Raw genomic sequence first — 13749 nt, 5'->3', positions numbered from 1 at the left:
GTCCGCCATAGTGGCACCAATAGGATGAAAGGGGCGCCCGGAGTTGCGCCTCACGGGGGAGGCCGCGCGCGTGAGGCCTCGCGGGGAGGCCGCACGCGGGACGCCTCACGCGGGAACCGCAGCCTTCGGCTTCGGCTTGGCCGGCTTGTCACCCGTGAAGGCCTCGTACTCCTTCAGCACCTCGTCCGTCGGCCCGTCCATGCGCAGCTCGCCGCGCTCCAGCCACAGGACACGGTCACAGGTGTCGCGGATCGACTTGTTGTTGTGGCTGACCAGGAACACCGTGCCCGCGTGCTTGCGCAGCTCGCGGATTCGGGCCTCGGAACGCTTCTGGAAGGAACGGTCACCCGTCGCCAGCGCCTCGTCGATCAGCAGCACGTCGTGGTCCTTGGCGGCGGCGATGGAGAAACGCAGGCGGGCCGCCATGCCGGAGGAGTACGTGCGCATGGGGAGGGTGATGAAGTCGCCCTTCTCGTTGATGCCGGAGAAGTCGACGATCTCCTGGTAGCGCTCCTTGACCTGCTCGCGGGACATGCCCATCGCGAGGCCGCCGAGGTGGACGTTGCGCTCGCCGGTGAGGTCGTTCATCAGGGCCGCGTTCACACCGAGCAGGGAGGGCTGGCCGTCGGTGTAGATACGGCCGTTCTCGACCGGGAGCAGGCCCGCGACCGCCTTGAGCAGGGTCGACTTGCCCGAGCCGTTGGTGCCGATGAGGCCGATGGCCTCGCCCCTGTAGGCGACGAAGGAGACCTTCTTGACCGCGTGCACCTTGCGCACGCCGCCCGCCTTCTCGCTCTGCTTGCGGCGCAGGATGCGGTTGAGGGCGGCGGTGGCGGAGCCTCGACCGGCGCCGGTGCCGTTGACGCGGTAGACGATGTCGACGCTGTCGGCGATGACGGTGGGGACGTTCTCGCTGATGCTGCTGGGGACGTTCTCGCTGGTGTTGTCAGCCACGGCCGTAGGTCTCCTCAGCCTTCCAGAAGTAGATGAAGCCACCGACGCCGGCGAGCAGTGCCCAGCCCGTCGCGATCGCCCACACGTGCGGCGGGAGCTGGTTGCCGTGGAAGCTGTCGATGAGGGCGAAGCGCATCAGGTCGATGTAGACGGCGCCCGGGTTGGCCTGCAGGGCCGAAGTCACCCAGGACGGCGTGTGCGTGTGCTTGGCCATCATGTGGCTGATGCTGAACATCACGCCCGACGCGTACATCCAGGTGCGCAGCAAGAACGGCATCAGTTGGGCGATGTCCGGCGTTTTGGCACCCATCCGGGCCACGATCATCGCGACGCCGGCGTTGAAGGTGGACTGCAGCACCAGGGCCGGGATCGTCAGCGCCCAGGAGGGGGTGATCGGCATGCCGAGGGAGAGCAGGATGACGACCAGGGCCGCCATCGAGAACAGCAGTTGCTGGAGCTGCTGAAGCGCGAAGGAGATCGGCAGCGCGGCCCGGGGGAAGTGCAGTGCCCGTACGAGGCCCAGGTTCCCGGAGATCGCGCGGGTGCCCGCCATGATCGAGCTCTGCGTGAACGTCCAGACGAACACGCCCGTCACCAGGAACGGGATGTAGTCCGGCACGCCCCGGCTGGTGCCCATCAGCTTGCCGAAGATGAAGTAGTACACCGCCGCGTTCAGCAACGGCGTCAGCACCTGCCAGACCTGACCGAGCTTCGCCTGGCTGTACTGGGCGGTGAGCTTGGCGGTGGCGAACGCGGTGATGAAGTGCCGGCGCGCCCACAGCTGGCGGATGTACTCGAGCAGGGAGGGGCGGGCACCGCTGACCGAGAGTCCGTGCCGGGCGGCGAGGGCCGCGGGGTCGACCGGGGCCGGGGCGGGTGTCGTCGGGGGCGGTGTGTCGAGGACCTGGCTCACATCCGCTGCTTTCGTTGGGGGGGGGGTGGGGTGCACGACGTTCTCTTACGTGACACTTCACGTTTTCTTACGTCGGGACGGGACCGTATCGTCGCAACGTGAGCGTAGATCGAGGAGGCGTCGGGACGCAACCGTTTCGTCGTGACGTAGGTGACAGTCGGCGGGTGTGGGGGCGTGGGGCGTGGGGACGGGACTGTCTCGTCGTGACGTCGGTGACGTCGGTGACGTCGGTGACGTCGGTGACGTCGGTGACGTCGGTGACGTCGGTGGCGGCGGGCGGGCGGACGGGCGGGCGTGCGTGGGGACGGGACTTTCGTCGTGACGTCGGTGGTGGCGCCGGTTGACGTAGGGACGGCACCGTATCGTCGCAACGCTCTATGCTTGCCCGCATGACGACGAACGCCGACCAGCCCCAGCCGCGTCCGCGCCGCCGGACCCCCGCCGGCGCGGCCGTACTCCGGGAGGACGTGACGGAGGCCATCCGGGCGGCCGTCTTCGAGGAGCTGGCGGCTGTCGGCTACGCGCGGATGTCGATAGAGGGCATCGCGCGCCGCGCGGGCGTCGGCAAGACCGCGGTGTACCGGCGCTGGCGTTCCAAGCTGCACCTGGTGCTGGACGTGGTGTCGGCGGTCGCGGTCATGGGACTGCCCGTGCCCGACGCCGGCTCCCTGGAGGGTGACCTACGGCTGCTGTACGGAGTGACCGCACGTGCCCTGCGTCACCCCTTGGCCTCGCAGATCCTCCCTGACCTGCAGGCCGAGGCGGCCCGCAACCCCGAGATCGCCGAGGCCCTGCAAAAGGCGTTGCGGGACGGGCAGGCGAGCGTCGCCAGCGGGATTGTGATGGCCGCGGAGAAGCGCGGCGAGGTGCGTCCGGGCATCGACGAGGACCTGGCACTGGACCTGATCTCGGGCCCCCTGTACTGGCGCTCGGTGGTGATCCGCAGCCCCAAGCTGCCCAAGGGGTACCTGGACGCCCTGGCCCGGGCCACCGCACATGCCCTCAAGGCCCTGTGAGCAGGGGTGGGTAGGCTGCGGGGCACCGGCCGCCAACGGTGATCCATCTGGCGTCGCCGCGTACGACGCGGTGACCGGAGCAGAGGCGGAACTGCCGTGAGAGTCGTGATCGCCGAGGACAACGCCCTGCTGCGCGAGGGCCTGGTCCTCCTGCTGACGTCGGCCGGGCACGAGGTCGCGGCCGTCGCGGGTACCGGCCCCGAGATCCTGCCCGCGCTGCTGGAGCACCGCCCCGACGCCGCCGTGCTCGACGTACGGATGCCGCCCGACTTCCGCGACGAGGGCCTGCGCGCCGCACTCGCCGCCCGCAAGCAGATCCCCGGCCTGCCGGTCCTGGTGCTCTCCCAGTACGTCGAGGAGTCGTACGCCGCCGAGCTGCTCGCCGGTGGCGCGAGCGGCCTCGGCTACCTGCTGAAGGACCGCGTCGGCCGGGTCGACGAGTTCCTCGACGCGCTGGAACGGGTCGCGGCCGGCGGCACCGCCCTCGACCCCGAGGTCGTCACCGAACTGCTGACCCGCCGCCGCGACTCCCCGCTCGACTCGCTCACCCCGCGCGAGCGCGAGGTGCTCGCGCTGATGGCCGAGGGCCACGACAACGCGACCATCGCCAAGACCCTCGTCGTGACGGAACGCGCGGTCCACAAGCACATCGGCAACGTCTTCCTCAAGCTGGGGCTGCCGCAGAGTGACAGTGGGCATCGGAGGGTGCTGGCCGTGCTGACGTATCTGAACAACTCCTGAGCGGCCTCGCCCCGGACGCAGACGTACTTGAGTGACCGTCAGCTCTGCCGGCCGTCGCACACGACGGTGCCGTCCACCGTGTGGGGGATGCGGCTTCCGCAGGCGACCATCTTCCATTCCAGGCGGAGCGTGTAGGGCTTTCCGCCCGCGTGATAGTCGACCCACGCCGCGTCGATGTATCCGCCCTGCCTGCCCACGCCCAGGACGAACAGCAGCTCGGTGAAGCCTGCTCCGTCCTTCTTCTGGTCGGCGCACCTCTGGGTGATGCGTGCCCCGGCCCGGACGTTCTCGTAGTGGCCGGGTGCCTCCCGGTTCTGGAAGTGCGGAGGCTGCCCCACGGCGGCGCCGATCCAGCCCGCGTCGACGGTGTCCTTCCACATCCGAGGGGTCACGGTCCTCAGCTTCAGGGCGACCGACGTCGGCTTGACCGGCGCGCGGTACCGGACGCCGTCGATGGTGAGGGGATCCCCGTCGGCGGAGCACAGCAGGAAACTGCCGAACGTCGCCGTCCACGGAACGTTCTTGGGCGCGTACACCGACGTGGTGCCCGAGGAGCTCTGGGAGCTGAGCGGGCCCTTCCCGTCGGCGTGTTCCACCCGCTCATCGCCGAAAGGCCCGCCGAGCAGCAGGGCCACGGCCACCGCCACCGCGACCGCTGCCCCGGTCGCGACCAGGATCAGCGTGGCCCTGCTGCGGATCACAGTTCCTCTTCGATGCGGTTGTAGTACTGCTGCACCTTGGACGCGGGGTTCGGCTTGTCGGTGTCGCCGCACAGGGAGTCGTGCCCGGCGTCCATCTTGTAGCTGAGGCTGGAGCCCTTGGTGTAGGTGCGGGCCGTACTCAGCTCGATGCCGATCACCGAACTGATCTTGACGCCGCCGGAGTTGGCGTACGCCTTGCCGGTGGTCTTCGTCCACGTACCCGCAGGCATGTTGAAGGTGCACTTGGCGCGGGACAGCCAGTGCGGCGGGAGCCCGTCCGTGTGGATGGTCTTGACGCCGCCGGTCTCCAGCGCGGCCTTCACCTTGCGGTTGACGATCACGCCGCCGCAGTCGTACTTGTACTTGTAGTAGCGCACCTCGGTCCGGTACGAGATGGACATGAAGTCGTCGGGGGCCCACTGGAAGTCGAAGCCCTGAGTGTTGGCCACCGAGGCGCTGCCCTCGGCGGACCACTTCTGGCCGTCCGTGGTGACCGCCGCGCCGTAGGTGATCTCGGAGCCGTTGCTGTGAGTCATCCACACCGTGCCGCGCTTCGTGCCGTAACCGGGGGCGGCCGGGTAGCCCTCGCCGATGGTGGCCCAGGCGTCGTTCTGGCCGATCTTCGTGGTGCGGCAGGTGTCGGCGCGGGACACGAAGGCGTTCTTCGCACCCTTGGGTGCCCTGCCCAGGTGGACCTTGACCTTGGGCGGCCGGCTCGTGGCGGAGCGGGCGCCGACCGCGGCCCGTCCGGAGGCGAGCGGGTCCGCCCAGCTCCGGCCCGCCGCGCCTGCGGACCGCGTGGCCGGTGCGCCGACGAGCCGCACGGACTGGGTCGTCCAGGCGTAGCGGTTGCTCTGCGGGTCGTAGATCTCCAGCTCCAGCGACACCAGGCCGTTGGATCCGATGTAGTTCTCGGGCACGTCGGCCGGGTCGACCGCGACGCTGAAGGAGTTGCCGCTGGTGCTGATCCCCGCGGTCGGCAGCTTCAGCATCGGGACTTCATCGCCGTCGGCGAGGCCGGCGGTCCGGGCGGCGGGAAGGTCGGCGCGCAGCGTGAACAAGGCCCGGTCCATGGGTATCCGCGTGTCGACCGAACCGGTGAAGGCCACCGGGTCCCCCGTCGCCGCCTGGGACGCGGGCACATTGACGAGACTGGCGACAGCGCAGGCGCCCGCCGCCGTGAGTACAGCGAGTTTCCTCGCGATCATCGGGTTTCCCCCTGGTACGCGTGCAGAGTGAGTGCACAGAAAGGCGGGAACGCGAGCCCCCCGCCAAGTGGTCGCCGCGAACTTATCAGGCCCTTATGGCTGAATTTCGCCCCTGCTCTTCGGCTGAGCGGAACCTCACATTCCGGAACCTCGGTGCGGGATTTGTCGTCCGAGCAGCCTCGGTGAGTTCAGCTCTCTGTGCAGGTAGGGGCGTTGGCGGGAGTGGTGGCGACGCCGAAAATCCCCACGGCCGGGGCCTGACCCTGGCGCCCGCGGCCGGCCTGGTCGAGTGCGATCCGGTCACGGTGCGCGACTCAGCCGCTCAGTCGCTCAGTCGCTCAGTCGCTCAGTCGCTCAGTCGCTCAGTCGCAGCGCGAGCTCGGCCAACTCCTCCACCCGCAACACCCGCTCTCCGAACCCCGGCAACGGCACGCGCAGCGCCGCCGACCACCGTTCCGGCACGGCGTCGATGCCGTACACCGCCCCGGCCGGCCCGCCGGTCACGGCCGCGACGGTGTCCGTGTCGTCGCCGAGGTCGATGGCGGCGCGTAGGGCGTCCTCGTAGGAGGAGGCGGTGCGCAGGGCCCGGACGGCGGAGCCGAGGCAGGGCCAGACGGCGCCGTTGAACTCTGTTGCCTGGTCGGGGTGCCAGGCGGTTGCGCTCCGCGGGTATCGGTCGATTCGACTTCTTCGGAGGTGGGTTCAAGCCAAGTGGACACAGAGTCGCCTGAACTGCTTGGAACGTTGTCAGACCCGTGAGTTACGGTGCTGATTCGCATCTGTGATGATCAAATTCGATCGGATTTGAACCTGAAGCTGTGCACGCAGTAGGCGGTGAAATCCACGACGGGGGCTGACGTGAGCGCCGACGCATTGCGACTGCGGCTGACGGATCTGGCGGAGACCGAGGACGGCGACCTGCGGGCGGTAGTGGGGGAGTTCAGGCGCAGCGAGCTGCTCGTGCCGGTGGTGGACGGCTCGCTGGTGTCGGCTGAGGCGGGCGGCATCCGCTGGCTCTTCGCGTTCACGGACGATGCGGCGCTGACGCGTTTCGCCCAGGCTCGGGGCGAGACGGTTCAGGAGCGCGTCCCGGTGTACGGGGCATGGCTGCTGGACCGGGTGATCCCGCGCGCGGACGGCCCGGTCGCGATTGCCGTGGATGCGGGCAGCGCCACGGGGATGATCCTGCCGCCCGTGGCGGGGATCGTGCCGGAGGCAGTGGCGGTGGACGCGGAGAGTGCGGCCGTACAGGGGGCAGACGCGTGAGCGGCAGTGGTTACCGGGTCGATCCGGAGGCGCTGGAGCGGGTCACCCGGGGCATCAACCAGGCGACGGATGAGCTGAAGGAGTTGGGCTTCGACATCGAGGCGTCTCAGGGGCTCGGCTTCGACGAGCTGGAGTTGGCGGGCCTGGAGGTCGGGGATGCCGGCTTGCGCCAGGTCTTCGCCGATTTCTGCGAGCGGTGGGGCTGGGGAGTGCGTTCGCTGTTGCGGGACGCCAACCAGTTCGCGGAGCGTCTGAACCTGTCGGCGGGGCTGTACCACGAGCAGGAGCAGTACGCCTCGAACACTCTGAAGACGCTGTGGACGGCGACGGCGGGCAACCCCTACCTGTCCAAGGAGGAGGTCGAGCAGCGTGGTTGGTCGGACACGCTGAAGGACAACCCCGTCTCCCATGTCATGGACGCGGACTGGAGCGCGGAGTCCATCCGGGAGGGCGACGAGGCGGCCCGGAAGGCCTGGGACCAAGCCGAGAAGGATGTGGAGAGTTCGACGGTGACCCCGGACGCCATGTTCGATTCGAAGACGGACTGGCAGCCGGATGGCCCATCGCAGGCCTCGTTTGGGGAGGTTGAGCGCTGATGGGCCTGGGGGACATGGTCAACGACCTCGGGGACGGCCTGGACAGCGTCGCCGACAGCGTGCAGAAGGGCGTCGGAGAGGCCGTCAACTGGGGTACGGACAAGGCGGCGGACGGCCTCTCGGCGGTCGGCGCGGACGGCGCGGCTGAGGGGGTGCGCGACTTCGGGGAGGGGGTGAACAACCGGCTGGGCGGCGATGTCGCCGAGCGCTCCCTGGGAGAGAGCGAGGACCCCAGGGAGCTGGTCCATGGCAGCCCGGCGGCGCTGGAGGCGCGCGCCCGGCACCTGCGTGACTTCTCCCGGGCGTTCGAGAACGTCGGCCAGGGGATGCGCTCGTTGGACGGCGAGGGCTGGCAGGGCCAGGCGGCGGACGCCTTCCGCGAGAAGTTCGACATGCATCCCAAGCAGTGGCTGACGGCGGCCGACGCCTGTGAGGCGGCGGGCAAGGCGCTGGAGGCGTACGCGGACACGGTGCGCTGGGCCCAGCAGCAGGCGCAGTTGGCGATCGACGCCTACCGCAACGCACAGGAGATCAGCCGGCAGGCTGTGGACGCGCACAACGCTCAGGTGAAGGTCTACAACCAGGCCGCCGAGCAGTACAACGCGGCCGCGTCGACGGGGCGCAACCCCGGCCGGAAGCCGACCGAACCGGGTGCCTTCGTCGATCCGGGCGTGGCACGCCGGCAGGAGGCCGAGGAGATCCTGGCCGAGGCACGCCGCCAGCGCACCGATGCCGCCCGCGACGCGCAGCGCCGGGTGGCGGCCGCCCTGGATATGGCCCCACCGAAGCCGGAGTTCACCGACCGGTTGAAGGCCGACGCCGTGGACGCCGTCGTGAGCACGCAGCTGAACCAGGCCCATGTCGTGGGCGGTTTCCTCAAGGGTGGCGCGGACCTGGTGAAGCTGGTCCGCACCGTCAACCCGTGGGATCCCTACAACCTCACCCACCCCGGTGAGTGGTTGAAGAACTCCAACATGCTGCTGGCCGGGCTGGTGGGGACCGCCGCCCATCCCGAACGCCTGCCCAAGGCCATCGTCGGCAGCGGCTGGAGCAGTGACCCGGCCGACTCCATGGGTTACCTCGCCTCCAACCTGATCGGCGGCAAGGGCGCGACCGGCATGGCGCGAGGGGCTGCGCGAGGGGCTGCGGAGGGGGCGGCCACGGGAACGGCGCGCAGGAGCGTCGGCCAGGCGATCAAGGATTTCGCCAGGGAAAACAAGTGCAAGTGGTTCGGCGACCCCATCGACATGGCCACCGGCCGCATGGCGCTGCCGCAGACCGACGTGACACTGCCCGCCAAGCTGCCTCTTGTCTTCTCCCGGCAGTTCGAGTCGTCGTACGGGGCCGGCCGCTGGTTCGGCCCGAGCTGGACCTCCACGGCCGACCAGCGCCTGGAGATCGACGCGGAAGGCGTCATCTTCATCCGCGAGAACGGCGCACTGCTCGCCTACCCACACCCCGTTCCGGGCGTGCCGACCCTGCCCCTGGAGGGCGGCCGGTATCCCCTGACCATCGACGCCTACGGCGACTACGCCATCGCCGACCCCGAGTCCGGCCGCGCCTGGTTCTTCGCCGCCCCGGGCGGTGACGGCAATGGCATCGCCCTGCTGGAGCAGATCACCGACCGCTCGGGCCAGTGGCTCACCTTCGAGTACGACGACGAGGGCGCCCCCACAGCGATCGTGCACTCGGCCGGCTACCACCTCAAGATCGAGACGGCCGGAAACCGGATCACTGCTTTGAGCCTGGCCGATGCCGCCCCGGACTGCAGCGACCAGGAACTGGTCCGCTTCGGCTACGACGAGCACGGCCACCTGGCGACAGTGACCAACTCCTCCGGCATACCGACCCGGTTCACCAACGACTCCGCCGGCCGGATCACGGCCTGGACCGACACGAACAACTCGTCGTACAGCTATGTCTACGACGATCAGGCGCGCTGCATCTCCCAGTCAGGTGAAGCAGGCCACCTGCGCAACACGTTCACCTACGGCGACCCCGACCCGCAGACCGGCCACCGGATCATCACCGCGACCGACTCCCTGGGCCACAGCACGCGCTACGAGGTCAACAGCGACCTGCAGGTGGTGGCCGAGACCGGCCCGGACGGCGCGGTCACCCGCACCACCTACGACCGCTACGACCGCCCCCTGACCGAAACCGACCCACTGGGACGCACACGGAGCTACGCGTACGACGAGGCCGGCCGCATGGTGATGGCCGTCCGCCCCGACGGCCGCTACACCAGCATCGGCTACAACGACCAAGGCCTGCCCGTTTCCATATCCGGTGCCGACGGCGCGCACCTCAGCCAGCAGTTCGACGAGTTCGGCAACCGCACCGCGGTGACCGACTCCTCCGGGGCCACGACCTGCTTCACCTACGACGACCTCGGCCACCTGAGGGCGGTAACGGACGCGACGGGCGCGACGACCACGGTCCGCTGCAATGCCGCGGGCTTGCCCCTGGAGGTCACGGACCCACTCGGCGCCGTGACCCGGCACGAACGAGACGCGTTTGGCCGCCCGACCACCATTACGGACCCACTCGGCGCCGTCACGCGCCTGGAGTGGACGGTCGAGGGCAAGCCGGCCCGCCGCACCGCCCCGGACGGCAGCACCGAGTCATGGACATACGACGGTGAGGGCAACTGCACCAGCCACACCGACGCCATGGGCGCGGTCTCCCGCAACGAGTACACGCACTTCGACCTGCTCGCCGCCCGAACGGGCCCAGACGGCGTCCGATACACCTTCACCCACGACACCGAGCTGCGCCTGACACAGGTCACGAACCCCCAGGGCCTGACCTGGAGTTACGAGTACGATCCGGCGGGGCGTCTGGTCGCGGAGACGGACTTCGACAACCGCAGGCTGACATACGCGCACGACGCGGCGGGCCAACTGACCGCCAGCACCACGGCCTTGGGTCAGACCGTCCGTTTCGACAGGGACGTGCTGGGCCGCGTGGTGCGCAAGGACGCGGCCGGATCAGTCACCACCTACACGTACGACACGACGGGCGGTCTGGCCCAGGCAACCAGCCCGGATGCGGTTCTGGCGTTGCAGCGGGACGACACGGGCCGCCTGATATCCGAGACGGTCAACGGCCGCGCGCTCACCTACACCTACGACGAGCTGGGCCGCCGCACCAGCCGCACCACGCCCACAGGCGCGACCAGCACGTGGACCTACGATGCGGCCGGCAACCGCGCCGAATTGAGCACCGCTGGCCGCACCCTCACCTTCACCCACGACGCGGCAGGCCGCGAACTCACCCGCCGCATCGACGACACCCTCACCCTCACCAACGTCTTTGATCCCCTGGGCCGCCTGACGAAGCAGGAACTCACCGGCCCCTCCGGCCAGCGCCTGCAGCACCGCGCCTACACGTACCGCGCCGACGGCAATCTCATCGGCATCGACGCCCACCTGGGCGGCAGCCGCCGCTTCGGCCTTGACGCGGCGGGCCGGGTCACCGCTGTCCACGCGGGGAACTGGACGGAGTCCTACGCCTACGACACCGCAGGCAACCAGACCCACGCCACCTGGCCGGACTCCATGCCGGGCCAGGAAGCGACCGGCGACCGCACCTATACCGGCACCCGCGTCACGCGGGCGGGCAGAGTCCGCTACGAACACGACGAAGCGGGCCGCATCACCCTGCGCCAAAAGGCGCGCCTGTCCCGCAAACCCGACACGTGGCGCTACACCTGGGACACCGAAGACCGCCTCACCTCGGTGATCACCCCCGACGGCACCACCTGGCGCTACCGCTACGACCCCCTGGGTCGCCGCATTGCCAAACAACGCCTCGCCACGGACGGCGAAACCGTTGCTGAACAGACCGACTTCACCTGGGACGGCACGACCCTCTGTGAGCAGACCACAGTGTCCCAGGATCTACCTAACCCAGTGACCCTGACCTGGGATCATCGGGGCCGACGTCCGATCGCCCAGACAGAGCGCATAGCGGCAGCGAACGCACCACAGGAGGAGAGTGACTCCCGCTTCTACGCCATCGTCACCGACCTGATCGGCACTCCCTATGAACTCGTCGACGAACACGGCGACATCGCGTGGCGGGCCAGCAGAACTGTATGGGGTGCCACGGCTTGGGCAGCCGGCGGCACCGCGTACACGCCGCTGCGCTTTCCAGGCCAGTACTACGACCCCGAGACCGGACTCCATTACAACCACTTCCGCCACTATGACCCCGAAACAGCCCGCTACCTCACAACGGATCCGCTGGGCTTGGCGCCGGCACCGAACCCTGTCACATACGTGCGGAACCCATATGTATGGACTGATCCGCTGGGGCTGGCACCCAAGGCATGCACTGAAGAAGAGCACCTGTTTCGCGGGACTACCCGGGGCTGGGATGCGAGCAGCGGGAATCAGGACGTCGGATTCACGCCCACGTCGACAGACCCGGGCGTGGCAGCGACTTTCGCAAGGCATTCGGAGCAATATGGTGAGGCTATGGTGCAGGTGATCCCGAGAAGCGCACTTGAGGGGATTGAAACTGCGAGCGGGTATATCAGAGCAGAGGCAGAAGTTGGGGTCCGGATGTCTGCAGGAGAACTGGCTCGTAGAGCCAGTGTCACCCTACCAGTGGATGTAGCGAGCGATATTCTTGGCAAGATGGGAATCCAAGTGCCAAGGGTGAACAGTTACGGCGGAATCACCGATGCCTTGGAGTGGGACATCCCTAAGCTGTCGCCAGAGCAGATAAATCAGTTCGTAAGGGAGGCGTACGCGCATGGATGATAAGGTCGTCGGGCAGCTGCAGATCTATGCGGTGGAGGAGACTGAACCCGCGAGCGCAATCTGCATCGTCAGGTGCGTGGGTGGCATTGTGCGTCCGGGCCAGCAGTTCATCATCGAGTCCACCGCCGACTCTTCAACTAAATCCTTCCAGGTCTCACTTGACTGGATTGAGTGCTATGGACGCCGTGTGGGATTCGTTGATCCCCCTCACAGTGCGAGGGTGCAACTCGCGGGGGAGGGAGTTTCCTTGCTAGCTAAAGGGATCACAATTAGTGAGCTTGAACTCGGGTTGTCGGGGTAGCTAGCAGTGATAAGCAATTTCAAACCCTCTATATGTCGTTCGATCCACTCCTCTTCTTCGGTGACAACAGAGTAGGGGATCAGTTCGCCTTCGTTCGTACTCCCGAATTGGAGGTAGTTAAGCCTGGCTAGCTGCTCATCCGTCCAGCCGACGGGCCAGCTCCGCCAACTCACCTACCTGCAACACCCGTTCACCGAACCCCGGCAGCGGTACGTGCAGCGCCGCCGTCCACCGCTCCGGTACGGCGTCGATGCCGTACACCGCCCCGGCCAGGCCGCCGGTCACGGCCGCGACGGTGTCCGTGTCGCCGCCGAGGTCGATGGCGGCGCGTACGGCGTCCTCGTAGGAGGAGGTGGTACGCAGGGCCCAGACGGCGGAGCCGAGGCAGGGCCAGACGGCGCCGTTGAACTCGGTGGCGTCGTCGGGGTGCCAGGCGGGGGCGAGGACGGTGGTGTAACGCGCGCGGTGGTCGTGTTGGACCGCGTCGAGGGTGTTCGGGACGGCGGCCTGCGGGTCGCCTCCGGCAAGGGCCACCCGCACCAGCTCGTGGAAGACGGCCGTTCCTTCCCAGGCCGCACGGTCCCCGTGGGTGAGGGCGGCCAGGCGGCGGGCCGCGTCCATGGTGGCCTCGCGGCCGTGGTGGGCGAAGTGGACGGCCGATGTGGCGGCGCGCATCAAGGCGCCGTTCCCCGCCGCCCGTTGGTTTGTCTGGAAATGCAGCGCGGCGGCCAGGCCCCACGGGTCACCGCTGCTCAGTACGGCTTCCGTCTGGAGGCCGATGTCCTTCGGCTCGGCCGCCGCCCAGCGCTGGAAGCGCCGGAAGACGTCCGGGAGTTCGAGCCCGCCGCACTCCAGTAGTGACTCACCGACGAGTACGGCCATCTGCGTGTCGTCGGTCGCCTCGCCGGGGTCCCAGCCGCCGCCCCCGCACATCTCGCCGCCGTGGCCCTTCGGGAAGCGGGCGGAGAAGGCGCCCTCCGGCCCGAACTCGAAGGGCGCGCCCAGGGCGTCGCCGACGGCGGAGCCGATGACGGCTCCGAGGGCGCGGTGCGTTCGGGAGGGGGTGCTCATCTGCTCATCCGGGCAGGCCGTTGCCGTTCTTGAGGATGGTCAGGAGGGCGTGCAGGGCGGTGGGGGTGGTGGTGAGGACGGTGGTGGGGGTGTCGCTCTCGCGGAGGTGTATGGAGGTGGGGGGTGTGGTGGGGAGGGCGAGTTCGACACAGTCGTCGCCGGTTCCGCCACCCGAGAAGGATGACTTCTGCCAAGTGAGGGCTGTGGTCATGG

The 13749-nt window shown here is 68.7% G+C and carries 12 protein-coding genes and 1 pseudogene; 6 read left to right on the top strand and 7 right to left on the bottom strand.

From position 1 onward, the window contains the following. Positions 1 to 105 precede the first annotated feature (105 nt). A complete protein-coding gene (locus AB5J49_RS18830; protein ID WP_369169787.1) occupies positions 106 to 954 on the bottom strand; it encodes an ABC transporter ATP-binding protein in 849 nt (282 codons plus the stop codon). After that, positions 947 to 1867, bottom strand: coding sequence for an ABC transporter permease (locus AB5J49_RS18825; RefSeq protein WP_369169786.1), 921 nt, complete (start codon positions 1865 to 1867; stop codon positions 947 to 949). Before AB5J49_RS18825 ends, AB5J49_RS18830 begins: the two co-directional genes overlap by 8 nt. A 203-nt stretch (positions 1868 to 2070) precedes the next feature. Between AB5J49_RS18825 and AB5J49_RS18820 the strand changes: the two genes are divergently transcribed. The 3 genes from AB5J49_RS18820 (at position 2071) to AB5J49_RS18810 (ending at position 3624) form a co-directional block, all read left to right on the top strand. Further along, entirely contained in the window at positions 2071 to 2211 is a 141-nt protein-coding gene (locus AB5J49_RS18820) for a hypothetical protein (RefSeq protein WP_369169785.1), read from the top strand. 33 nt (positions 2212 to 2244) lie between these two features. Further along, entirely contained in the window at positions 2245 to 2883 is a 639-nt protein-coding gene (locus AB5J49_RS18815; protein WP_369169784.1) for a TetR/AcrR family transcriptional regulator, read from the top strand. Positions 2884 to 2979: 96 nt separating this feature from the next. Further along, positions 2980 to 3624, top strand: coding sequence for a response regulator (locus AB5J49_RS18810; RefSeq protein ID WP_369169783.1), 645 nt, complete (start codon positions 2980 to 2982; stop codon positions 3622 to 3624). A 38-nt stretch (positions 3625 to 3662) separates the two neighbouring features. Here the strand turns inward: AB5J49_RS18810 and AB5J49_RS18805 are convergent, their stop codons facing one another. The 3 genes and pseudogenes from AB5J49_RS18805 to AB5J49_RS18795 form a co-directional block, all read right to left on the bottom strand. Then, complete coding sequence (locus tag AB5J49_RS18805; RefSeq protein WP_369169782.1) at positions 3663 to 4325, bottom strand: hypothetical protein; 663 nt, start codon at positions 4323 to 4325, stop codon at positions 3663 to 3665. Next, positions 4322 to 5533, bottom strand: a complete 1212-nt coding sequence (locus AB5J49_RS18800; protein ID WP_369169781.1) for a hypothetical protein — start codon at positions 5531 to 5533, stop codon at positions 4322 to 4324. The genes AB5J49_RS18805 and AB5J49_RS18800 overlap by 4 nt, the downstream gene beginning before the upstream one ends. Before the next feature lie 354 nt (positions 5534 to 5887). Next, positions 5888 to 6184 (bottom strand): annotated as a pseudogene (locus AB5J49_RS18795) (ADP-ribosylglycohydrolase family protein); the annotation flags it as partial. 207 nt (positions 6185 to 6391) lie between these two features. On the opposite strand from AB5J49_RS18795, the gene AB5J49_RS18790 reads away from it, so the two are divergent. From AB5J49_RS18790 to AB5J49_RS18780, 3 genes are read left to right on the top strand one after another with little or no spacing between them, the layout of a single operon-like run. Beyond that, positions 6392 to 6799 carry an SseB family protein gene (locus tag AB5J49_RS18790; protein WP_369169780.1) on the top strand — a complete coding sequence of 136 codons (408 nt, stop codon included), beginning with the start codon at positions 6392 to 6394 and terminating at the stop codon, positions 6797 to 6799. Then, a complete protein-coding gene (locus AB5J49_RS18785; RefSeq protein WP_369169779.1) occupies positions 6796 to 7395 on the top strand; it encodes a hypothetical protein in 600 nt (199 codons plus the stop codon). The genes AB5J49_RS18790 and AB5J49_RS18785 overlap by 4 nt, the downstream gene beginning before the upstream one ends. After that, positions 7395 to 12164 carry a putative T7SS-secreted protein gene (locus AB5J49_RS18780; RefSeq protein WP_369169778.1) on the top strand — a complete coding sequence of 1590 codons (4770 nt, stop codon included), beginning with the start codon at positions 7395 to 7397 and terminating at the stop codon, positions 12162 to 12164. Before AB5J49_RS18785 ends, AB5J49_RS18780 begins: the two co-directional genes overlap by 1 nt. 436 nt (positions 12165 to 12600) lie before the next feature. On the opposite strand, the gene AB5J49_RS18775 is transcribed toward AB5J49_RS18780, so the two are convergent. Both AB5J49_RS18775 and AB5J49_RS18770 read right to left on the bottom strand, forming a co-directional pair. Beyond that, the gene (locus tag AB5J49_RS18775; protein WP_369169777.1) at positions 12601 to 13536 is read right to left on the bottom strand and encodes an ADP-ribosylglycohydrolase family protein; all 936 of its coding nucleotides are present in this window, start codon (positions 13534 to 13536) and stop codon (positions 12601 to 12603) included. A gap of 4 nt (positions 13537 to 13540) precedes the next feature. After that, complete coding sequence (locus tag AB5J49_RS18770; RefSeq protein ID WP_369169776.1) at positions 13541 to 13747, bottom strand: DUF397 domain-containing protein; 207 nt, start codon at positions 13745 to 13747, stop codon at positions 13541 to 13543. Positions 13748 to 13749 lie beyond the last annotated feature (2 nt).

Origin of the sequence: Streptomyces sp. R28 (genome assembly GCF_041052385.1) — a bacterium.
Taxonomy (GTDB): Bacteria; Actinomycetota; Actinomycetes; order Streptomycetales; family Streptomycetaceae; genus Streptomyces.
The sequence above is the reverse complement of the archived record's forward strand: the minus strand, read 5'-3'. Positions and strand labels throughout refer to the sequence as shown.